Here is a 19,938-nt window from a genome sequence, read left to right as displayed (position 1 = left end):
GCGCGCGCGGGGTGGGTCGCCGTTGGGGCGGGGTTGGGTGGGGTGGTGGTGGGTTTTTTTGTGGCCGGCCTCCCCCCGCGGGGCGGGACGCCCCCACTCGGGGCGCCCGGCCGGGCCCTTCCTCGGCACGCCGCCGACCCCCCGCACACGTGAGAGAAGAAGAAACCAGTGACCGCTGAAAACCGCACCGTGGTCGTCACGGGTATCGGCGCCTTCACGCCGCTGGGCGCCGACGCCGCCAGCACCTGGGAGAACCTGGTCGCCGGTCGGTCCGGCGTGGCGGCCCTGACCGAGGAGTGGGCCGAGGACCTGCCGGTGAAGATCGCGGCGAGGACCGCCGTCGAGCCGGGCGAGATCCTGCCCCGCCCGCTGGCCCGCAAGCTGGACCGCTCGGCGCAGTTCGCGCTGATCGCCGCCCGCGAGGCCTGGGCCGACGCCGGCTACGAGACCCCCGCCACCGACGAGTCCTCCAAGCTCGCCCCCGAGCGCCTGGGCGCCGTGATCGCCTCCGGCATCGGCGGCGTGACCACGCTCCTCGACCAGTACGACGTGCTGAAGGAGAAGGGCGCCCGCAAGGTCTCCCCGCACACCGTCCCGATGCTGATGCCCAACTCCCCGGCGGCCAACGTCGGTCTGGAGGTCGGCGCCCGCGCGGGCGTGCACACCCCCGTCTCCGCCTGTGCCTCCGGCGCCGAGGCGATCGGCTACGCGATCGAGATGATCCGTACCGGCCGCGCCGACGTCGTGGTGGCCGGCGGCACCGAGGCGGCGATCCACCCGCTGCCGATCGCCGCGTTCGCCAACATGATGGCGATGTCCAAGAAGAACGACGACCCCCAGCGCGCGTCCCGCCCCTACGACAAGGCCCGCGACGGCTTCGTGCTGGGCGAGGGTGCCGGCGTGGTCGTGCTGGAGTCGGTCGAGCACGCCGAGGCGCGCGGCGCCCGGATCTACTGCGAGGCCGTGGGCCAGGGCCTGTCCTCGGACGCCCACCACATCGCCCAGCCCGAGCCGACCGGCGCCGGCGTGGCCCGCGCGCTGGCCGACCTGTTCGAGCGCAACGAGCTGGACAAGGCCGAGATCGTGCACGTCAACGCGCACGCCACCTCGACCCCCCAGGGCGACACCGCCGAGCTGAAGGCGCTGCGCAAGGAGCTGGGCGACGACCTCGACCACATCGCGGTCTCGGCCACCAAGTCGATGACCGGCCACCTGCTGGGCGGCGCCGGCGGCATCGAGACCGTCGCCACCGTGCTGGCCCTGTACCACCGGATCGCCCCGCCGACCATCAACGTGGACGAGCTGGACGACGACGTGGACGCCGACATCGTCCGCGACGAGGCCCGCAAGCTGCCCGAGGGCCGGATCGCCGCACTGAACAACTCGTTCGGCTTCGGCGGCCACAACGTGGTGCTGGCCTTCCGCACCCGCTGACGCCCGTGACGAAGGGGCCGGCGCTCAAGGAGAGCGCCGGCCCCTTCGTCGTGCCCGTCCGGTCCGCGCGGGGCGCCCTCAGACCACCTGGTGCAGCCAGCGCACCGGCGCGCCCTCGCCCGCGTACCGGAACGGCTCCAGCTCGTCGTCCCAGGGCTTGCCGAGCAGCCGGGCGATCTCGGCCTCCAGGTCGGCCCCTTCGCTGCGGGCGCGCAGCAGGACGGCGCGCAACCGGTCCTCGGGGATCAGGATGTCGCCGTGGATGCCCGTGACGGCGTGGAAGATGCCGAGCGAGGGCGTGCTGCTGTACCGCTCCCCCTCCGCCGCGGCGCAGGGCTCGCTGGTCACCTCGTACCGCATCAGCTGCCAGCCGCGCAGCGCGGAGGCGAGCTTCGAAGCCGTACCGGGCTCCCCCTGCCAGGAGAGCTCGGCACGCCAATGCCCGGGTGCGGCCGGCTGGCGGATCCAGTCCAGGCTCACCCGCACACCGAGCACCCCCGCGACGGCCCACTCGACGTGCGGGCACAGCGCGCGGGGCGCGGTGTGGATGTACAGAACTCCACGTGTCGTCACCGGGACCTCCAGGCTGTGGACGAGGGTCGCCTTCCCCAGCTGCCTCGTGCCTGCAGTTGATCCGCAGTTACTCACGTTAGCCGACATTAAGCTACTAAATTGAGCAAAACGGACAGGCTTTCGCTCAATGCTAGTCGAATCCTCAACGAGGTCTACCCCTCGGCCGGATCTCTCCCCCGAACGGCCCCATCGTCGGCGGGACCACCGTACCGCGCGGCACCACAGGATGGATGACGCACTTTCGGATCCGGCCCGAATGCGGTAGTGCGGCCGCGACGCCCGCGCCCGAGCGCGCACCGCCGACGCCCGGCCGCCCCGCCGCCCGGTGCGGGCGACGGGGCGGTCGTCGACCTGACGGAGCGTCAGCTGTCCAGGCGGACGACCATCTTGCCGGTGTTGACGCCGCGCAGCAGATCGAGGAAGGCCTCGGCGGCGTTCTCGAAACCGTCCACCACGGTCTCCTCGGTGCGCAGTTCACCGGACTTCAGCCAGCCGGCCACCTCCGCGACGAACTGCGGCTGGAGCCCGGCGTGGTCGCCCACCAGCATGCCCTCCAGGCGCAGCCGCTTGCCGATGGCGAGCGCGAGGTTGCGCGGGGCGGCGGGCGCGGCGGTGTCGTTGTACTGGGCGATGGCACCGCAGAGCACCGCGCGGCCGTGCACGTTCAGCGCGCCGATCGCGGCCTCCAGGTGGTCGCCGCCGACGTTGTCGAAGTAGAGGTCGATGCCGTCCGGGGCGGCCTCGGCGAGCTGCTCGGCGACCGGGGCGTCCTTGTAGTTGAAGGCCGCGTCGAAGCCGTACTCGTCCACCAGCCTGGCCACCTTCTGCGCCGAGCCGGCCGAACCGACCACCAGCGAGGCGCCCTTGAGCCTGGCGATCTGGCCGACCAGCGAGCCGACCGCGCCGGCCGCGCCGGAGACGAAGACCTTGTCGCCCTCCTTGAGGGCGCCGACGGCGAGCAGGCCGGCGTAGGCGGTCAGGCCGGGCATGCCGAGCACGCCGAGGTAGGCGGAGAGCGGGGCGGCGGCCGGGTCGACCTTGACCGCGCGCCCGGCGTCCAGGGTCGCGTACTCGCGCCAGCCGAGCCCGTGCAGCACCGCGTCGCCCGGGGCGAAGCCCTCGGCCCCGGAGGCGACGACGTAGCCGACCGCACCGCCGTCCATGGCCCGGCCCAGCTGGAACGGCGGAACGTACGACTTCACGTCGTTCATCCGGCCCCTCATGTACGGGTCCACCGAGAGGTAGGCGTTGCGGACCAGGATCTCGCCCGGGCCGGGGGCCCGGACCGGGGCCTCGACCAGGGCGAAGTCGGTCGGCACCGGCCAGCCCTGCGGGCGGGCGGCGAGGTGCCATTCACGGGCGGTCGCGGGGGCGGCGGCCTGCTCTGCCATCGGGGGCGCTCCTTGCGGTTCGGTTGCGGGTTCAGGTGTGGTTCAGGTGCGGTTTCGGTACCTGAAAGGTTGAGCAACTGAAGTAACGATGGGCATGAAAGGTTCACGTTGTCAACTTTTCAGGTAGACTGTCGACCATGGACACCCAGTCGATCCAGGACGCCGCGCCGCAGCCCGACGAGATCACCCGCGAGGTCGTCGACCTGATGGCCAACCTGGTCGCACTGTTCCACCGCGAGTACGAGGAGGCCGCCGCCGCCCGCTCGCTCACCGGCGCCCAGGCCAAGGTGCTCGCGCTGCTGCGGCGCGGCCCGATGCCGATGCGCCAGATCGCCCAGACGCTCAGCTGCGAGCCCTCCAACATCACCGGCATCGTCGACCGGCTCGAATCCCGCGGCTTCGTGACCCGTGAGGCCGACCGGCACGACCGCCGGGTCAAGCTGGTCGCCGCCACCGGCACCGGCTCGGCCGCCTCCGAGGAACTGCGCGAGTCGCTGAACTTCGCCCGCGAGCCACTGGCCGCGCTCGGCCCGGACGAGCGGACGGCGCTGCGCGACCTGCTCCGGCGGATGCTCGCGGGCGCCTCCGACCCCGGCGCGTGACCAGCATCACAGGACCCGGGGGCCTTCCGCAGGCCCCAGGGGGGTAACCGAACAGCCTCCCGGAACGTCTAACGTTCGAACATCGAACGCGAGAGACCTGAAGACGGGGGGCACGGAGGATGAGCAGCAGCACGCGTCGGCGCCGCTACCTGCGGACCGCCATCGGCCTGGCCGCCGTACTGGTGCTGTCGGTCGTGGGCGCCGGAGCCTGGTTCTACCACCGGCTGGACAACAACATCACCACCTTCGACTCCGGCGGCGTCGCCACCGAGCGCCCGCCGGCACCCGTCCCGGCCAGCCCGGGCGCCTCCGTCCCGGTCAACGTGCTGCTGCTCGGCTCGGACACCCGCGACGAGGGAAACGACTCGCTGGGCGGCGGCGACGAGGGCGTCGGCCACTCGGACACCGCGATCCTGGTGCACGTCTACGCCGACCACAAGCACGCCGTCGGCGTCTCGATCCCCCGCGACACCCTGGTCACCATCCCGTCCTGCAAGCTGCCGAACGGCACCTGGACGACGCCGAAGACCGACCAGATGTTCAACTCCGCCTTCACCGTGGGCCTCGCCGAGAAGGGCAACCCGGCCTGCACCCAGAACACCGTGGAGAAGCTCACCGGGCTGCGGATCGACCACACCGTCGTGGTCGACTTCAAGGGCGCGGCCGCGATGTCCGACGCCGTGGGCGGCGTGGAGGCCTGCGTGCCCAACGACGTCAACCAGTACGGCATACACCTCAAGAAGGGCCTCCAGAAGCTCTCCGGACAGTCCGCGGTGGACTACCTGCGGACGCGCCACGGGATCGGCGACAACTCCGACATCGGTCGGATGAAGCGTCAGCAGGCCTTCCTCTCCTCGATGATCAAGAAGGTCCAGGGCCAGGGCTTCTCACTGCCCACCCTGCTGCCGCTGGCCGACGCGGCCACCAAGTCGCTCACCGTGGACGAGGGGCTGGGCACCGCGATGAAGCTGGTGGACTTCGCCCGTTCGATCCAGGACATCAAGCTCTCCGACGTCTCCTTCGTCACCGCGCCCTGGCGCTTCGCCGGCGACCGAATACGGCTGGTGCAGCCGGACGCCGACGCCCTCTGGAAGCTGCTGCGCGAGGACCGCACCCTGGACGGGCAGAGCACCTCCGGGACGGGCCAGGTGACCTCCTCCCCCAGCGCCGACCCGGGCACCGCCCCCGGCACCCCGCTCACCCCGCTCACCCCGGAGCAGAGCGCGGCGCCGATCACCGTGGTCAACGGGGTCGGCACGCCCGGCCTGGCCGGCTCCGGCGCCGAGACGCTCAAGGCGCGCGGCTTCCGGAACGTCGCGCTCGGCCAGAACACCCCCGGCCAGCAGGCCACCCAGATCTCCTACGACCCCGCGCTGAAGGCCACCGCCGACCAGGTCGTGGCGCTCTTCCCCGGCGCCAGGGCGGTCGAGGAGCCCGGCTCGGAGGCGATCACCGTCACCCTCGGCGCCGACTTCCGCGCGGCCGGCACCCGGATCGACCCGGTGACCGCCCCGAGCCCGGAGCCCGGTGCCCCGGCCGGTGCCGCGGCGGGAGCCACCCCCGGCACCGCCACGAGCGGTGTCCCGGGCGGCATCCCCACCGGCATAGCGGAGAACACCCGCAACGCCGACACCGACCCGTGCGCCAACCTGACCTTCGGCTGACCGGCCGACTGCCGACCGTGGGCCCTGGACCGTGGGCCGCGAGCCGACCGGCCGCTACTGCGGGTCCGGCAGCCCGGTGACGACGGCGGTGAGGCGGGTGCCGCGGGGGAAGGCGCCCGCCCCCGCCAGGTCCGCCAGCGCGGCGAGCAGCTTGGCGACGTAACGGCGCTCCAGCGCGATCCCGTGGCGGCGCTCGAACCGCTCGGCGAAGTCGGCCAGCTCGGCCGGGACCCTGCCGTAGCCGCCGCCGTGGTGCCCGTGGTCGATCCGCCAGTTGCCGAACCCGCGCCCGTAGGCGGCCCGGTGCAGCCGGGCGACCTCCGCCTCCAGATAGCCCTCGCCGCCGCGCAGCACGGCCACCCCGAGCGCCCGCGCGCCCGCCGGCAGACCGGCCGCGATACCGGCCAGGGTGCCGCCGGTGCCGACCGGGCAGCAGACCACGTCCCGCTCGCCGAGACCGGGCAGTTCGGCCGGGATCGCGGCCGCGCCGACGGCGGCCAGGGCGTTGGAGCCGCCCTCCGGGAGCACCAGGCAGCGGCCCCAGCGACGGAGCGGCGCGTCCGTGCCGTGCTCCCCCTCGGCCCGGCCGGTGGCCTCCCGGTACTCGGCCCGGGTCAGGAACTCCAGCCGCATCCCGGCCGCCTCGGCGGCCCGCAGCGACCAGTTGCGCGGCCGGTCGGCCAGTTCCTCGCCGCGCACCAGCCCGACGCTCTCCAGCCCGAGCGCCCCGGCGGCGGCCGCGACGGCCCGCAGGTGGGTCGAGTAGGCGCCGCCGAAGGTCAGCAGCCGGGTGTGGCCCTGCTCCACGGCGGCGGCCAGGTTGGGCGCCAGCTTGCGCCACTTGTTGCCGGGGACGGTCGGGTGCAGCAGGTCGTCCCGCTTCAGCCGCAGCTCCACCCCGGCCCGGGCGAAGGCCTCGTCGGCGCAGTCCACCAGCGGGGTCGGCAGCAGGGCGGGTTCGAGCATCCGGCCAGCTTACGGGCCCGGACGGCCGGGAGCCCGGCCGCCGGACGGGCGACCGGGCTCCGTGGCCCAGCGGACGGACCGTCACCCCCGTGGACGGTCCGTCAGCCCAGGGCCGCGCTCTCCGCGGCGTGGCCCGCCGTCCGCCAGGCCAGGGCGGTACCGAGCGCGCGCGGGACCGGGCCGGCCGCCGGGGCCAGCTTCGCGATCCGGCCGCGGTGCTCCCGGCGCTCCCTGGAGCCGAGCACCGTACGGAGCTTCCCCGCCGCCACCAGGGCGGTCAGCGCCGCGTCGGCCGGGTCGACCCGGCTGAACGGGCCCGTCAGCGCCCCGGCGACGCGGGCCTCCAGCGCCTTGCGGACCCCGGGGTCGTGCACGGTGACCAGGGTCACCGGGAACAGGCCGGCCACCCGGTGCGGCCGGAGGGTGATCCGGCCGGATTCCGCCAGGCCGTCCCGGACCCGGCGGATCGGCTGGTCGCGCCCGGTGCTCCTGGCGCGGCCGACCCACGAGCTCCAGCTGTGCGGCCGGGTGGCCCTGATCCGGCCCAACAGGTCGGCACTGTAGGGGTCGAGGCCGTCCTCGGCGGCGCCGCCGCGGACCCGGGCGACGGCCTTGCGGCCCTCCTCGTACAGCAGGCCCCGGCGCAACAGCTCGGTCAGCGCCGCCGCCTGCAGCAGCAGGTTGAGCGAGGAGTGCTGGGTGGTCCGCCCGCGCCGCGGGTCGTGGGCGAGCAGGTACAGCTTCTCGGGCAGGTTGGCAGGCAGGTCCATCTCGTTCTCCCAGGATCTGGAGGATCTGTGGGTGACCCGGGCCGCCGCGGTCAGTCCCCGCCGGGACCGCCGCTCTCCGGGCCCTCCTTGGGCGGGCGTCCGCGCCGGGGAAGCCGGGCCGCGCCGCCGGGCATCCGCCCCGCGTCGGTGAGGGCGCGGCGGAGCAGGAACTCGATCTGCGCGTTGGTGCTGCGCAGGTCGTCCGCGGCCCATCGGGCGAGCGCGTCGTGAACTGAAGGGTCCAGTCGCAACAGGAGCTTCTTCCGTTCCGTCGCCAAGGCCTCGCCTTACTGGTAGAGGGAGCCCGTGTTCACGACGGGCTGGGTGCCGCGGTCGCCGCAGAGCACCACCAGGAGGTTGCTCACCATGGCGGCCTTGCGCTCCTCGTCCAGCTCCACGACATCGCGTTCGGCGAGCCGTTCCAGCGCCTCCTCGACCATACCGACGGCGCCCTCGACGATCAGCCTGCGCGCCGCCACCACGGCCCCGGCCTGCTGACGCTGGAGCATCACCTGGGCGACCTCCGGAGCGTACGCGAGCCTGGTGATCCGGGACTCGACGACCCGCACCCCGGCTGCGGCGACCCGGGCGGAGATCTCCGCGGAGAGCTTGCGGGCGATCTCGTCCGCACCGTCGCGCAGCGACAACTGGCCCTCGTGGTGGGCGTCGTACGGGTAGCTGGTGGCGATGTGCCGCACGGCCGTCTCGGTCTGGATGGCGACGAAGTCGGCGTAGTCGTCCACCTCGAAGAGCGCCATCGCGGTGTCCTCGACCTGCCAGACCACCACGGCGGCGATCTCGATCGGGTTGCCGTCCGCGTCGTTGACCTTGGTGGTCTCGGTCTCGTGGTTGCGGATCCGCAGCGATATGTGCCGGCGGTTGGTGAACGGGTTCAGCCAGGTCAGGCCCTCGGCGCGGATGGTGCCCCGGTAGCGCCCGAGCAGCTGGACCACCCGGGCCTGACCGGGCGAGACCACCGTCAGCCCGAACGTCGTCAGCAGTGAGCCGAGCAGCAGCAGCGGCCCGGCGATCACCAGGGCGATGCCCAACCCGCTGGTCTTCGAGGACAGTTGGGCCGCGCCGGCGATGACCGAGCCGACCCCGGCGAGCAGGCCGAACAGTGCGCCGCCGAGCACCGGCAGGCCGGCCGCCCCGGTGATGACCCGTTCGGTGATCCTGGGGACCGGGAGGTCCAGCGCGGGGCCGTCCTCGACGGCGAAAGGCGGTGTGGTCATGGGAGCGACTCCTTCTGCGAGCATCCGCATCCGATGTCAAAGTGATATCACTTTTTTGCCGCGCCGCGCCAGGGACCGGCGACGGGAACAGGGGAACGGACGGCCGCCCAGCGGCGACGGGAACGGGGAAGGAACGGCCGCCGAGCGGCGGCGCACGACCGTCGGGGACGGCCCGGGCCGATGCCCACGGGTGGGTGAATTCCGGCGCGCCACACGGGGAAGGGGGTGGCCGCGGCCTAGACTCTGCGACGTCGCAGGCGGTGGGAAGGCGGCGGGCACCGGCTCGGCGGCCCGCCCGCGAAGGGTCGTACGACACTCGTCGCACATCGAGAAGGTGGGGCGGGTGGGACTCGAACCCACGACCAAGGGATTATGAGTCCCCTGCTCTAACCGGCTGAGCTACCGCCCCGGTTCGCCGCACGCGCCGGTCGTCGGCACGGCAGCAGCAGACGGCCCCAGCGAGGCCGTCCCGGGCAGCATAGCCGGTCGATCACCCGTGGTGCGCGCCGGGGGCGCAGCTGGGTGCGCGACGGTACGCGCCTCCCGGGCGGCGCAGCCCGGGTGGCGGCGGGGCACCCGTTCGGGGCAGCCTGGGCGGATGACGACTCGTGGGACGGGGGCGGCGGCCGCGACGCTCGCACTGGTGCTGGCCGCGGCCGGCTGCACCACCGCGGCGGGCCCGGGCGGGGGCACCCCCACCGTCACCTCGGCACCTCCCACCGCCTCCTCCACCTCCGCCTCCGTCGACAGCCACGGCTGGAACCGGCAACGGCTCAGGGGGGCGGCCGGCCGGCACACCGGGGTCACCCGCACCGCCAAGCCCACCGTGCTCAACGGCCTGGTCGGCGCGGTGTTCACCCGCAACGCCGACGGCGACCACTTCTGCACCGCCAGTGTGGTCGACAGTGCCGGGCTCAACCTCGTCGTCACCGCCGCCCACTGCGTCTGGGATCCGCAGCTCGGGCGGCGCGGCGATCTGGTCTTCGTCCCCGGCTACCGCGACGGCGACACCCCCAGCGGCGTCTGGCCGCTGCTGGCCGTCACCGTGGACGACGGCTGGAACGACCACGCCGACCCGGACATGGACGTCGCCTTCGCGGTCGTCCAGGCACAGGACGGCCGGCAGGTCCAGCAGGTGCTCGGCGCCAACCGACTGGGCGTCAACCGAGGCTACCGGCTCCCGGTGAAGATCACCGGCTACCCGAGCAGCAGCGGCGTCCCGATCACCTGCTCCAACACCACCGACCGGCAGAGCCCCACCCAGCTGCGGATCGACTGCCCCGACTACACCGGCGGAACCAGCGGCAGCCCGTGGGTCACCGACTTCGACCCGGCCACCAGGACCGGCACCGTGGTCGGCGTGATCGGCGGCTACCAGGAGGGCGGCAACAGCCCGGACACCTCGTACAGCAGTTACTTCGGCGACCGCGTCCAGGCCCTGTACGACCGCGCCACCGGCTGATCCGCGGCGGACCCGACACGCGGCGGTGGCGCCGCCGGGCACGGCCTGGTAGATCTTCCTCACGAACGGCGGAACGCACGGCCCCGGTGCCCGCCCCGAGGAACGAGACGGAGCCCCGATGGCCTCCCGCCCGCCGCGGCCCCCGCGCACGGCACGAACGGCCGCGCTGGCCGCCCTGCTGCTGGCCGCCGGCACCGCGTGCGGCGGGCAGGACGGAACGCCGACCGCCGAGGTCGCGCAGCAGAGCCCCGCCCGGGACCGGATCGGCACCCTCTCCATCCGCACCGCCCAGGGCCCGCGCGCCTGCACCGCGAGCGTGGTGCACAGCCCCCGGCGCAATCTGCTGGTCACCGCGGCGCACTGCGTGCAGACCCGCCGGATCGGCCTGCTGGACGGTCTGGTGTTCACCCCCGGCTACCGCAACGGGTCCACGCCGTACGGGACTTGGCCGGTACAGGCGATCACCGTCGACCCGCACTGGGCGGCCGGCGACGACCCCGAGTACGACGTGGCCTTCGTCACGGTGGGCACGGTCGACGGCCGGCAGGTCGAGGACGCGGTCGGCGGCAATCCGATCGGCACCGGCCAGGGCTTCGGTCTGTCCGTCGCCGTCACCGGCTACCCGAACGAGAGCGACGAGCCGATCACCTGCGCCGCCCGGACCAGCTCGCAGAGCGCCACCCAGGAGCGCTTCGACTGCGGCGGCTACACCGACGGCACCAGCGGCAGCCCGTGGGTCGCCGCGAACGGCACGGTGATCGGCGTGATCGGCGGCTACCAGGAAGGCGGGGAAACCCCCGGCACCTCGTACAGCGTCACCTTCGACCAGCGGGTCGCCGACCTCTACCGGAAGGCGACCGCCTGACCCGGGAGCCGGCCGCGGGACCGGAACCGGGCGCGCGGGCGGATCCGGGGGAAGCCGGGCGGTGTCGCGTACGTCACGCCGCGGGACCGGACGACGACAACACGAAGGCCCCCCGGTCGACCGAGGGGCCTTCGCTCTGAGCAGTCACCGGGCGGACCCGGTGCAGCTCCCGCAATTGGACTCGAACCAATAACCTGCCGATTAACAGTCGGCTGCTCTGCCAATTGAGCTATGCGGGATCGCGGTACTCGACTTCCGTACCACGGACGGGAAGCAGGACCCCGAAGGACCTTCTCCCGAGCTCCCCCAATTGGACTCGAACCAATAACCTGCCGATTAACAGTCGGCTGCTCTGCCAATTGAGCTATGGGGGATCGGCTCCCGCCTCGGCCCCCGGTCTCCCGGGCTCCTCGGCGCTCGCTGCGGGACATACATTAGCGCACTCGGGGGGGTGGTCCGCCAATCGCTTTCCCGGCCTGCCCCCGGGTTGCCGCCCGGCGTGCCCCGCGCGCGCCCGGCGACGGGGCCGGGGATGCTGGGGCGCGGACGGTTCGCCGTCCCGACGGACGGGTAGGGCAATGCGGCAGAAGCCGCCAGGAGAGGGTGGATCCGACCATGTGGAAGCTGTCGTTGGCCGCGGGTTTCGCGGCCGGCTACGTCCTCGGCTCGCGAGCCGGGCGCCGACGCTACGAACAGATCGCCAGGGTCACCCGGCAGGTCGCCCGGAACCCCACGGTCCAGGGCGCGACCGACCGGGCCCGGCAGCAGGCCGGGGCGGTGGCCGGGAGGGCGGCCGGCGCGGTCGCGGACCGGGTCGGCGACCGGCTGCCGAACGCCGTCACCGACCGGGTGCCGTACTTCAACCGCTCCCGGGCGGAGGACGACGGCTGGGGCACCTTCCGCCCGTGACGGGCGGCGGCCGGCCCGCCGGTGGCCCCCGTGCGCCGCTGGTCCGGGCCGTGTGTCGCGCGACACACGGCCCGGCGGCTACCCCCCGTCGGTGACGGGACGGTGACGCCGGACCCAAGCGAACCCCAACGCGCGGTCGCGAACCGGCAACGTCCCACCCGGCCCGGACGCGTCCCGGGCCGGGCTGAGGCATGATCTCGGCATGGCCATCGTCGCGGGGATAGACAGCTCGACCAACCGCACCCGGATCGTCGCGTGCGACGCCGACACCGGCGCCGTCCTGCGCTCCGGCAAGGCGCCCCACCCCGTCCCCGAGGACCAGGACCTGCGCCCGGGCGAGGCCGACCCCCAGGTCTGGCTGCACTCGCTCGGCGACGCCGCGACCGGCGGCCTGCTGGAGGGCGTCCGGGCGATCGGCGTCAGCGCCCAGCAGCACGGGATGATCGGCCTGGACGCGGGCGGGGTACAGGTCCGCCCGGCGCTCCTGTGGAACGACCCGCGCTCCAGCGGGGCCGCCGCCAAGCTGCTGGACGCCTTCGGCGGTCCGGCCGCCTGGACCGCCGCGATCGGCGCCGTGCCCGCCCCCACGTACACCATCGCCAAGCTGCGCTGGCTGGCCGAGTTCGAGCCGGCCAACGCCCGTCGGATCGCCGAGGTGCTGCTGCCGCACGACTGGCTGGTCTGGCAGCTGCTCGGCCACCCCAAGCGCCGCACCACCGACCGCGGCGACGCCTCCGGCACCGGCTACTGGTCGCCGATCACCGGCGAGTACCGGCAGGACCTGGTCGAGCTGGCGCTCGGCCACGAGCTCAGGCTGCCCGACGTCCTGCCCCCGGCCGAGCCCGCCGGGCACACCCCCGAGGGCCTGCTGATCTCGGCCGGAACCGGGGACAACATGGCCGCCGCACTGGGCCTGGGCCTCGGCCCGGGCGACGCGGTGGTCTCCCTCGGCAGCGCCGGAACGATCTTCGCGGTGCACGAGGAGGCCGTGGTGGACGCCTCCGGCCTGGTCTCCTCCTTCGCCGACGCCAGCGGCCGGCACCTGCCGATGGTCGCCACCCTCAACGCCGCCGAGGTGCTGCGCTCCACCGCCGCCCTGCTCGGCCGGGACCTGGCGGGCCTGAGCGACCTCGCCCTGCACTCCTCCCCCGGCGCCTACGGCCTGGTGCTGCTGCCCTACCTGGACGGCGAACGCACCCCCGCGCTGCCGCACGCGGCCGGCACCCTGACCGGGCTGCGGGCCGAGGCGATGACCCCTCAACACCTGGCCCGGGCCGCCGTCGAGGGCATGCTGTGCAACATCGCCGACGCCCTCGACGTGCTGCGCGCCCGGGGCGTCGCGGTGAAGCGGGTGTTCCTGCTCGGCACGGCCGGGCGGCTGCCCGCCGTCCGGCACATCGCCCCGATGCTGTTCGGCGTCCCGGTCGTGGTGCCACCACCGGGCGCCCACGCCGCCCGCGGGGCCGCCCGGCAGGCCGCGTGGGCGCTGGCGGGCACCCCGGAGCCGCCGGAGTGGGAGCTGCCGGACGCCGAGACCGTCGAGCCCGACGGGGAGCAGGACCTGGCGATCGGCTCGGCGGTGCGTCAGCAGTACCGGGCCGCCCGCGACCAGATCCACCCGGAGGCGGCGGCCTGACCCCCGGCCCGGGGGCGGTGACGGCCGTGCGGATGCGGCACCCGGCGCCCGGTGGCAGCGTGGAACGGGACACGGCCACCGACGCGGAAGGCGGCAGGACGCCATGGCGCTGCACAAGGGAGCCGGCGGCGACCGCCGGCTGAGCATCGGCCCGTACCCGACCGTCGCCGACCCGTTGGGCGCGATGAAGCTGGCCCCACCGCTGCACCGGCTCGGCGAGGGCCCGGTCGCGGCCGAGACCACGTACCAGCTGATCCACGACGAGCTGATGCTGGACGGCAACGCGAAGCTCAACCTGGCGACCTTCGTCACCACCTCGATGGACGCCCAGGCCACCCGGCTGATGACCGAGTGCCTCGACAAGAACATGATCGACAAGGACGAGTACCCGCAGACCGCCGAACTGGAGCGGCGCTGCGTGGCGATCCTCGCCGACCTCTGGCACGCCCCCGATCCGGACACCGCCGTCGGCTGCTCCACCACCGGCTCCAGCGAGGCCTGCATGCTGGCCGGCATGGCGCTCAAGCGCCGCTGGATGCGGCGCAACCCCGACCGCTACGCCGCCGGGGCCCGGCCGAACCTGGTGATGGGCGTCAACGTGCAGGTCTGCTGGGAGAAGTTCTGCAACTTCTGGGAGGTCGAGGCCCGCACCGCGCCGATGGAGGGCGACCGCTTCCACCTGGACGCCGAGCGGGCGGTCGCGCTGTGCGACGAGAACACCATCGGTGTGGTCGCCGTGCTCGGCTCCACCTTCGACGGCTCGTACGAGCCGGTCGCGGAGATCTGCGCGGCCCTGGACGCCTTCCAGGAGCGCACCGGCGTCGACGTCCCGGTACACGTGGACGGCGCCTCCGGCGCCATGGTGGCGCCCTTCCTCGACCCGGACCTGTCCTGGGACTTCCGACTGCCCCGGGTCGCCTCGATCAACACCTCCGGCCACAAGTACGGCCTGGTGTACCCCGGGGTGGGCTGGGCGCTCTGGCGCGACAAGGAGGCGCTGCCGGAGGAACTGGTCTTCCGGGTCAACTACCTGGGCGGCGAGATGCCGACCTTCGCCCTCAACTTCTCCCGGCCCGGCGCCGAGGTGGTCGCCCAGTACTACATCTTCCTGCGGCTCGGCCGGGAGGGCTTCCGGGCCGTCCAGGGCGCCTGCCGCGAGGTCGCCACCTACCTCGCCGGGCGGATCGGGAAGCTGGACGGCTTCCGGCTGCTGACCCGGGGCGACCAGCTGCCGGTGTTCGCCTTCACCACCGAAGGGGACGTCCCGTTCGACGTGTTCGACGTCTCGCGGCGGCTGCGCGAACGCGGCTGGCAGGTGCCCGCGTACGCCTTCCCGGCCAACCGGGAGGACCTGTCGGTGCTCCGGGTGGTCTGCCGCAACGGCTTCTCGCGGGACCTCGCCGACCTGCTGCTGGCCGACCTCGACCGGCTGCTGCCGGAACTGCGGCGCCAGCCCGTCCCGCTCCAGCAGCTCGGGGTACCGCCCCGCTCGGGCTTCCACCACTGACCCTTCGCACACCCGGGAGAACGTCACGGCGGGGAGGGCGCAGCGAAGCGCCCTCCCCGCCGGAGCATCCCGGCGGGCCGGGGCAGCCTCCCCCCGCGAGGCTGCCCCGGTCCGGTGGGGGCCGGGAACGGGTGCGGACCGACGGGTGATCGATCGGCGTCCGAACGGTTCCACCGTCGGGTGAACCGCACCGGCCAGAGAACTCTGCACGATGACCACGTGAATGTTCGAGCGTCTCCGGGGGTTGTGAGACACTTCCGTCCGTCTCAGCGCCATGACCTGGGGTTTGGGACGCCAGGCCGATCAGGTTGGAGAAGCGGAGACGCCGAACGGCCCGGGCCGGGACCTGCCGCTCACCCGTTCCCCGTCCCCGTTTCTCGAGTTTGGAGCGCCCGCGTTGGGTTCCGCCTGGAAGCAGCTGCCCGAGGAGCTGTCCGAGCCCGCCAGACGCCTGGCGGAGGAGCTCCGGGCCATCAAGGACACCGCCGGACTGTCACTGTCCGAACTGGCCGCCCGGACCCACTACAGCCGGGCCTCCTGGGAGCGCTGGCTCAACGGCAAACGGGTCGTCACCGAGCAGGCGCTGGACGCGCTGGTCGGGACGGTCGACTGCGACGCGGCCGCGCTGCGGGCACTGTGGCGGCGGGCGGTGGCGGGGCCGGAGGCCGCGGCGCCGGTCACGGGCCCGGGCGCGGGCACGGGCACGGGCACGGGCACGGGCACGGCGGTCGCCGAGGAGCGCGACGGCCAGGGCCCGCAGCGGCCGGCCGTCGCTGACGAACCCCCGGGCCCCGAGGAGCCCGCGGCCGAGAGCCCCGCCCCCGAGGAGACCACCGCCCCTGAACCGGCCGCCGGCGAGGCGCCGGCGACCGGGCAGGAGTCCGGGCCCGCCCCCCTCGTCTGGTGGCGGCGTCCGGCGGCGCTGTTCTCCGGCGCGGCCGTGCTGGCGGTGCTGCTGGTGCTGGTGGGCCTGCGGATCAGCCGGCACGACGGGCAGGCCTCGGCGGCCGACCGACCCGCCGCGACGGCCGACGCCGGCACCTCCCCCAGTGCCAAGCCCGCCCCGGGCGCCCCGGCCTGTCAGGCCGTCGGCTGCGCGCACAAGGACCCGAAGACCACCGGCTGCGGCAAGGACGCCCGGACCCTGCAGACCCAGGTGATCGGCAAGGTGGTCGTCTACCTCCGGTACAGCCAGACCTGCCGGGCGGCCTGGGCGGCCATCACCGAGGGCGAGCCGAAGGACTACGCGACGATCAGCGACAGCGCCGGCGACGCCGAGACGGCACTCATCCACTGGGGCTACGACAACTACTCGGCGATGCTGAACGCGGCGGACCCGACCGTCACCTTCCAGGTCTGCGGCTACCAGCCGGCCGGCCACGACTGCACCGCGGTGGTCTCCGACCTGGCCATGGTGGTGGCCTCCACCCCGATCCCGATCGGTCCCGCCTCTCCCCCGCCGGGCACCGGCGCGGGAGCGCCCACGACCCCGGCCCCGGCCACACCGGCCGACCCGGCACCGGCCGACCCGGCGGCACCCGTCGACCCGCCGGCACCGACGGCACCGACCGGGCCGGCAGTACCGGCCGCCGCTCCGACCGAGTCGGCCGGTCCGTCCTGACCACGGCCGGCCGCTAGTCGAGGTAGCCGCGCAGCTGTTCCGCGCCGGCGTGGTCGCGGAGCTTGACCAGGGTCTTCGACTCGATCTGGCGGATCCGCTCCCGCGTCACACCGAACACCGCGCCGATCTCCTCCAGCGTGCGCGGGCGGCCGTCGTCCAGCCCGTAGCGGAGCTGGACCACCTGGCGCTCCCGCTCCCCCAGGGTGGCCAGGACCGCCTCCAGGTGCTGGCGCAGCAGCAGGAAGGTCGCGGACTCGGCGGGCGAGGCGGCGTCGGCGTCCTCGATCAGGTCCCCGAGCGCGACGTCCTCCTCCTCGCCGACCGGCGTGTGCAGCGAGATCGGCTCCTGGGCCAGCCGCAGCAGCTCGCGCACCCGCTCCTCGGTCAGCTCCAGGGCGGCGGCGATCTCGGCCGCCGTCGGTTCCAGGCCGCGCTCCTGGAGCAGGCCGCGCTTGGCCCGGACCACCCGGTTGATCAGTTCGACCACGTGCACCGGCACCCGGATCGTCCGGGCCTGGTCGGCCAGCGCCCGGCTCATCGCCTGCCGGATCCACCAGGTCGCGTACGTGGAGAACTTGAAGCCGCGGGTGTAGTCGAACTTCTCCACCGCCCGGATCAGTCCCAGGTTGCCCTCCTGGACCAGGTCCAGCAGGGTCAGTCCGCGGCCGACGTAGCGCTTGGCGACGGAGACCACCAGCCGCAGGTTCGCCTCGATCAGCCGCCGCTTGGCGATCCGGCCCCGCACCACCAGGGAGTCCAGCTCGCCGGCCAGCGGGTCGGGCGGCGGCGGATCGCCGTTCAGCCGCTCCTCGGCGAAGATCCCGGCCTCCACCCGGCGGGCCAGCTCGACCTCCTCCGCGGCGGTGAGCAGGCGGATCCGGCCTATCTCGCGCAGGTACTGGCGCAGCAGGTCGGCGGCCGGGCCGGTGTCCTCGGCGGGGATCCGGCGCTCCCGCCGGTCCTCGGACCCGGCCCGCGCTCCGGGCGAGGGCTCGAACCCGGACACGGCCCCGGACACGGCCCCGGACACGGCCTCGGGGACGGCCTCGGCCTCGGGGGCCGGGCTGTCCGGGTGGCCCTCCGGCAGGCCCTGGGCGGGGATCCGGGCACCGTCCGGGGGCGCGGCCCGGGCCCGGCCGTGGTGGGTCTCCTGCTCCCCGGTCTCCTGCGGACCGGCCGGTCCGGCGGGCTTCGTTCCCGTACTGGTGGTGGTCGCTGCGACGAGGCCTTGCTCCACGGGCATCCCCTCGGGGCGGGCGCGACTCTGGCGGACCCGCGCTGTACGAAGGTGGGACGTCCTCCAGTGTGCGGTACGCCACGCTCCGTGGCCGAGACTCGTGCGCCGACTTTCTGTGAAGCGAACGCTAGAGAGCGGCCGCACCCCGGCTGCGCAGCTCCTGCCCGTACTGCTGGAGCTGCCACAGCTCGGTCTGCACCGCGTGCAGCTGTTCGGCCTCGGCCCGGGGGCCGAGCCGCTGGAGGTAGCCGCGGACCTCGGTGATCCGCCGGTCCACCGCCAGCATGCGCAGCTTGACCAGGAACTCCCCCGCGTAGATCGCGTCCACCTTGCGGCGCGAGCGCACCGGCTCGACGGTCAGCTCGGTGACCAGCGAGCGCACCCGGTCGTCCGGGGACGCCTCGCGCACCGCGCTGGTGAAGTCGGGCAGGCCCGCCCCGTGCGCGGCGCCGCCGGCCTTGGCGATGGCCTGCCGGACGGCGGTGTACGGCGGGGTCGGGAACTCGTCCTCGCCGTAGTGGTCGAAGGCCGGACTGACCAGGTCCGGGTGCTGGAGCGCCAGCTTGAGCAGCTCGCGCTCGACGAACTGGGCCGGGTCGCGCGGGTTGAGCCGGAAGGCGGGCTGCGCCGGGCGCTGCGGCTGGGCCTGCTCCGGGCGGCGCTGGGCGGCCGCGCCGCGCGGGTTCTGCTGGCGCTCGCGGTCCCAGCGGGCCAGCTGGGAGATCCGGCGGACGACGAACTGCTCGTCCAGGATGCCGAGCATGCCGGCCAGGCGGACGGCGTACTCGTGCTGGATCGAGCGGTCCTTGATCTTGGCGACGATCGGGGCCGACTCCTCCAGTGCCGCCGAACGCCCCTCCGGGGTGTCCACCCGGTGCCGGGCCACCACCGAGTTCAGCGCGAACTCGAAGAGCGGGACCGGGTTGTCGATCAGGTGCTTGACCGCCTCGTCGCCCTGGGCCAGGCGCAGCTCGCACGGGTCCATGCCGCCCGGGCTGACCGCGATGGAGGTCTTGGCGGCGAACTTCTGGTCGTCCTCGAAGGCGCGCAGGGCGGCCTTCTGGCCGGCCGCGTCGCCGTCGAAGGTGAAGACGGTCTCGCCCCGGTACTGCGAGGTGTCCATCAGCAGCCGGCGGATGATCTTGATGTGGTCCTCGGCGAAGGCGGTGCCGCAGGTGGCCACCGCCGAGGTGACCCCGGCCAGGTGGCAGGCCATCACGTCGGTGTAGCCCTCGACCACCACCGCGCGGCCCGACTTGGCGATCTCCTTCTTCGCCAGGTCGATGCCGTACAGCACGTGGGACTTCTTGTAGATCGGGGTCTCGGGCGTGTTGAGGTACTTCGGGCCGTTGTCGTCCTCGCGCAGGCGGCGGGCGCCGAAGCCGACCACCTCGCCCGCGATGTCCCGGATCGGCCAGACCAGCCGGCCCCGGAAGCGGTCGATCAGGCCGCCGCGCTGGCCCTGCGAGGCGAGGCCGCCCAGCAGGATCTCCTTGTCCGTGAAGCCCTTGCCGCGCAGGTAGCGGACCAGGTGCTCCCACCCCACGGGGGCGTAGCCGACGCCGAAGACCGTGGCGGCCTCCTCGTCGAAGCCGCGCTCGGCCAGGAAGCGGCGGCCGATCTCCGCCTCCGGCGAGGCCAGCTGCTCCCGGTAGTAGGCGGCGGCCACCTTGTGCGCCTCGACCAGCCGGGTGCGCTCGCCCTGCTGGTGGCGGGGGCTGTAGCCGCCCTCCTCGTAGCGCAGGGTGATGCCGGCCTGGGCGGCCATCCGCTCGACGGCCTCGGCGAAGGTGAAGTGCTCGATCTTCATCAGGAAGGCGATGGTGTCGCCGTTCTCCTGGCAGCCGAAGCAGTGGAAGACGCCCTTGGCGGGGTTCACGTAGAAGGAGGCGGACTTCTCGTCGTGGAAGGGGCAGACGCCCTTGTACTCGCCACCGCCACCGTTGGTCAGCTGTACGTAGTCGCCGACCACCGCGTCGATCGGCAGTGCGCTGCGCACCGCCTGTACGTCTTCGTCCCTGATCCGCCCGGCCACCCCGGAAGTCTACTGGGGCGGCCGGGCATTC

At 73.8% G+C, this 19,938-nt stretch carries 17 protein-coding genes and 3 tRNA genes; 9 read left to right on the top strand and 11 right to left on the bottom strand.

The window, feature by feature from the left end; all coding sequences use genetic code 11:
- Positions 1 to 168 precede the first annotated feature (168 nt).
- Complete coding sequence (fabF, locus tag ACFWJ4_RS12245) at positions 169 to 1,434, top strand: beta-ketoacyl-ACP synthase II (protein ID WP_359913086.1); 1,266 nt, start codon at positions 169 to 171, stop codon at positions 1,432 to 1,434.
- A 78-nt stretch (positions 1,435 to 1,512) separates the two neighbouring features.
- Here fabF and ACFWJ4_RS12240 read toward each other — a convergent pair whose 3' ends face one another.
- Both ACFWJ4_RS12240 and ACFWJ4_RS12235 read right to left on the bottom strand, forming a co-directional pair.
- Entirely contained in the window at positions 1,513 to 2,007 is a 495-nt protein-coding gene (locus ACFWJ4_RS12240; protein WP_380542412.1) for a DUF3145 domain-containing protein, read from the bottom strand.
- Between the two features lie 362 nt (positions 2,008 to 2,369).
- Entirely contained in the window at positions 2,370 to 3,398 is a 1,029-nt protein-coding gene (locus ACFWJ4_RS12235; RefSeq protein ID WP_380542409.1) for an NADP-dependent oxidoreductase, read from the bottom strand.
- A gap of 137 nt (positions 3,399 to 3,535) precedes the next feature.
- Between ACFWJ4_RS12235 and ACFWJ4_RS12230 the strand changes: the two genes are divergently transcribed.
- Both ACFWJ4_RS12230 and ACFWJ4_RS12225 read left to right on the top strand, forming a co-directional pair.
- Positions 3,536 to 4,000 carry a MarR family winged helix-turn-helix transcriptional regulator gene (locus ACFWJ4_RS12230; protein ID WP_380542406.1) on the top strand — a complete coding sequence of 155 codons (465 nt, stop codon included), beginning with the start codon at positions 3,536 to 3,538 and terminating at the stop codon, positions 3,998 to 4,000.
- A gap of 119 nt (positions 4,001 to 4,119) precedes the next feature.
- Positions 4,120 to 5,664 carry an LCP family protein gene (locus ACFWJ4_RS12225; RefSeq protein WP_380542403.1) on the top strand — a complete coding sequence of 515 codons (1,545 nt, stop codon included), beginning with the start codon at positions 4,120 to 4,122 and terminating at the stop codon, positions 5,662 to 5,664.
- A 54-nt stretch (positions 5,665 to 5,718) separates the two neighbouring features.
- Here the strand turns inward: ACFWJ4_RS12225 and ACFWJ4_RS12220 are convergent, their stop codons facing one another.
- The 5 genes from ACFWJ4_RS12220 to ACFWJ4_RS12200 form a co-directional block, all read right to left on the bottom strand.
- Complete coding sequence (locus tag ACFWJ4_RS12220; RefSeq protein ID WP_380347962.1) at positions 5,719 to 6,630, bottom strand: 1-aminocyclopropane-1-carboxylate deaminase/D-cysteine desulfhydrase; 912 nt, start codon at positions 6,628 to 6,630, stop codon at positions 5,719 to 5,721.
- A gap of 101 nt (positions 6,631 to 6,731) precedes the next feature.
- Positions 6,732 to 7,400 (bottom strand): GPP34 family phosphoprotein, encoded by a 669-nt coding sequence (locus ACFWJ4_RS12215; protein WP_380542400.1) that lies wholly within the window; start codon positions 7,398 to 7,400, stop codon positions 6,732 to 6,734.
- Positions 7,401 to 7,450: 50 nt separating this feature from the next.
- Positions 7,451 to 7,678, bottom strand: coding sequence for a hypothetical protein (locus ACFWJ4_RS12210; RefSeq protein WP_380542397.1), 228 nt, complete (start codon positions 7,676 to 7,678; stop codon positions 7,451 to 7,453).
- Positions 7,679 to 7,687: 9 nt separating this feature from the next.
- Positions 7,688 to 8,635 carry an SPFH domain-containing protein gene (locus tag ACFWJ4_RS12205; protein WP_380542394.1) on the bottom strand — a complete coding sequence of 316 codons (948 nt, stop codon included), beginning with the start codon at positions 8,633 to 8,635 and terminating at the stop codon, positions 7,688 to 7,690.
- Between the two features lie 335 nt (positions 8,636 to 8,970).
- Positions 8,971 to 9,044: transfer RNA gene (locus tag ACFWJ4_RS12200), tRNA-Ile, on the bottom strand.
- 189 nt (positions 9,045 to 9,233) lie between these two features.
- On the opposite strand from ACFWJ4_RS12200, the gene ACFWJ4_RS12195 reads away from it, so the two are divergent.
- Together ACFWJ4_RS12195 and ACFWJ4_RS12190 are read left to right on the top strand one after the other, a co-directional pair.
- Complete coding sequence (locus tag ACFWJ4_RS12195) at positions 9,234 to 10,097, top strand: trypsin-like serine peptidase (RefSeq protein WP_380542391.1); 864 nt, start codon at positions 9,234 to 9,236, stop codon at positions 10,095 to 10,097.
- 118 nt (positions 10,098 to 10,215) lie between these two features.
- Entirely contained in the window at positions 10,216 to 10,962 is a 747-nt protein-coding gene (locus tag ACFWJ4_RS12190) for a trypsin-like serine peptidase (protein ID WP_380542388.1), read from the top strand.
- 166 nt (positions 10,963 to 11,128) lie between these two features.
- Here the strand turns inward: ACFWJ4_RS12190 and ACFWJ4_RS12185 are convergent.
- Positions 11,129 to 11,201: transfer RNA gene (locus ACFWJ4_RS12185), tRNA-Asn, on the bottom strand.
- Positions 11,202 to 11,263: 62 nt separating this feature from the next.
- Positions 11,264 to 11,336: transfer RNA gene (locus ACFWJ4_RS12180), tRNA-Asn, on the bottom strand.
- 229 nt (positions 11,337 to 11,565) lie between these two features.
- On the opposite strand from ACFWJ4_RS12180, the gene ACFWJ4_RS12175 reads away from it, so the two are divergent.
- The 4 genes from ACFWJ4_RS12175 to ACFWJ4_RS12160 all read left to right on the top strand — a co-directional run bounded on the left by ACFWJ4_RS12175 (position 11,566) and on the right by ACFWJ4_RS12160 (position 16,635).
- Positions 11,566 to 11,871 (top strand): hypothetical protein, encoded by a 306-nt coding sequence (locus ACFWJ4_RS12175; RefSeq protein ID WP_380347968.1) that lies wholly within the window; start codon positions 11,566 to 11,568, stop codon positions 11,869 to 11,871.
- A 202-nt stretch (positions 11,872 to 12,073) separates the two neighbouring features.
- Entirely contained in the window at positions 12,074 to 13,507 is a 1,434-nt protein-coding gene (locus ACFWJ4_RS12170) for an FGGY family carbohydrate kinase (RefSeq protein ID WP_380542385.1), read from the top strand.
- A gap of 103 nt (positions 13,508 to 13,610) precedes the next feature.
- Positions 13,611 to 15,014, top strand: a complete 1,404-nt coding sequence (locus tag ACFWJ4_RS12165) for a glutamate decarboxylase (protein ID WP_380542382.1) — start codon at positions 13,611 to 13,613, stop codon at positions 15,012 to 15,014.
- A gap of 397 nt (positions 15,015 to 15,411) precedes the next feature.
- Positions 15,412 to 16,635, top strand: coding sequence for a DUF2690 domain-containing protein (locus ACFWJ4_RS12160; protein WP_380542379.1), 1,224 nt, complete (start codon positions 15,412 to 15,414; stop codon positions 16,633 to 16,635).
- A gap of 13 nt (positions 16,636 to 16,648) precedes the next feature.
- Here the strand turns inward: ACFWJ4_RS12160 and ACFWJ4_RS12155 are convergent, their stop codons facing one another.
- Both ACFWJ4_RS12155 and dnaG read right to left on the bottom strand, forming a co-directional pair.
- Positions 16,649 to 17,878, bottom strand: coding sequence for a sigma-70 family RNA polymerase sigma factor (locus ACFWJ4_RS12155; RefSeq protein ID WP_380542376.1), 1,230 nt, complete (start codon positions 17,876 to 17,878; stop codon positions 16,649 to 16,651).
- Positions 17,879 to 17,999: 121 nt separating this feature from the next.
- Entirely contained in the window at positions 18,000 to 19,907 is a 1,908-nt protein-coding gene (gene dnaG / locus ACFWJ4_RS12150) for a DNA primase (RefSeq protein ID WP_359902919.1), read from the bottom strand.
- Positions 19,908 to 19,938 lie beyond the last annotated feature (31 nt).

This window comes from Kitasatospora sp. NPDC127067, from assembly GCF_042724755.1.
Lineage (GTDB): Bacteria > Actinomycetota > Actinomycetes > Streptomycetales > Streptomycetaceae > Kitasatospora > Kitasatospora lactacystinica.
Note: the sequence above shows the minus strand (reverse complement) of the source record. Positions and strands in the feature narration are given on the sequence as shown.

Excerpts from the sequence above, each read along its gene's own strand:
- ACFWJ4_RS12235 (WP_380542409.1), bottom strand. The coding sequence starts at position 3,398 with ATGGCAGAGCAGGCCGCCGCCCCCGCGACCGCCCGTGAATGGCACCTC.
- ACFWJ4_RS12230 (WP_380542406.1), top strand. The coding sequence starts at position 3,536 with ATGGACACCCAGTCGATCCAGGACGCCGCGCCGCAGCCCGACGAGATC.
- ACFWJ4_RS12225 (WP_380542403.1), top strand. The coding sequence starts at position 4,120 with ATGAGCAGCAGCACGCGTCGGCGCCGCTACCTGCGGACCGCCATCGGC.
- ACFWJ4_RS12220 (WP_380347962.1), bottom strand. The coding sequence starts at position 6,630 with ATGCTCGAACCCGCCCTGCTGCCGACCCCGCTGGTGGACTGCGCCGAC.
- ACFWJ4_RS12215 (WP_380542400.1), bottom strand. The coding sequence starts at position 7,400 with ATGGACCTGCCTGCCAACCTGCCCGAGAAGCTGTACCTGCTCGCCCAC.
- ACFWJ4_RS12205 (WP_380542394.1), bottom strand. The coding sequence starts at position 8,635 with ATGACCACACCGCCTTTCGCCGTCGAGGACGGCCCCGCGCTGGACCTC.
- ACFWJ4_RS12195 (WP_380542391.1), top strand. The coding sequence starts at position 9,234 with ATGACGACTCGTGGGACGGGGGCGGCGGCCGCGACGCTCGCACTGGTG.
- ACFWJ4_RS12190 (WP_380542388.1), top strand. The coding sequence starts at position 10,216 with ATGGCCTCCCGCCCGCCGCGGCCCCCGCGCACGGCACGAACGGCCGCG.
- ACFWJ4_RS12170 (WP_380542385.1), top strand. The coding sequence starts at position 12,074 with ATGGCCATCGTCGCGGGGATAGACAGCTCGACCAACCGCACCCGGATC.
- ACFWJ4_RS12165 (WP_380542382.1), top strand. The coding sequence starts at position 13,611 with ATGGCGCTGCACAAGGGAGCCGGCGGCGACCGCCGGCTGAGCATCGGC.
- ACFWJ4_RS12155 (WP_380542376.1), bottom strand. The coding sequence starts at position 17,878 with ATGCCCGTGGAGCAAGGCCTCGTCGCAGCGACCACCACCAGTACGGGA.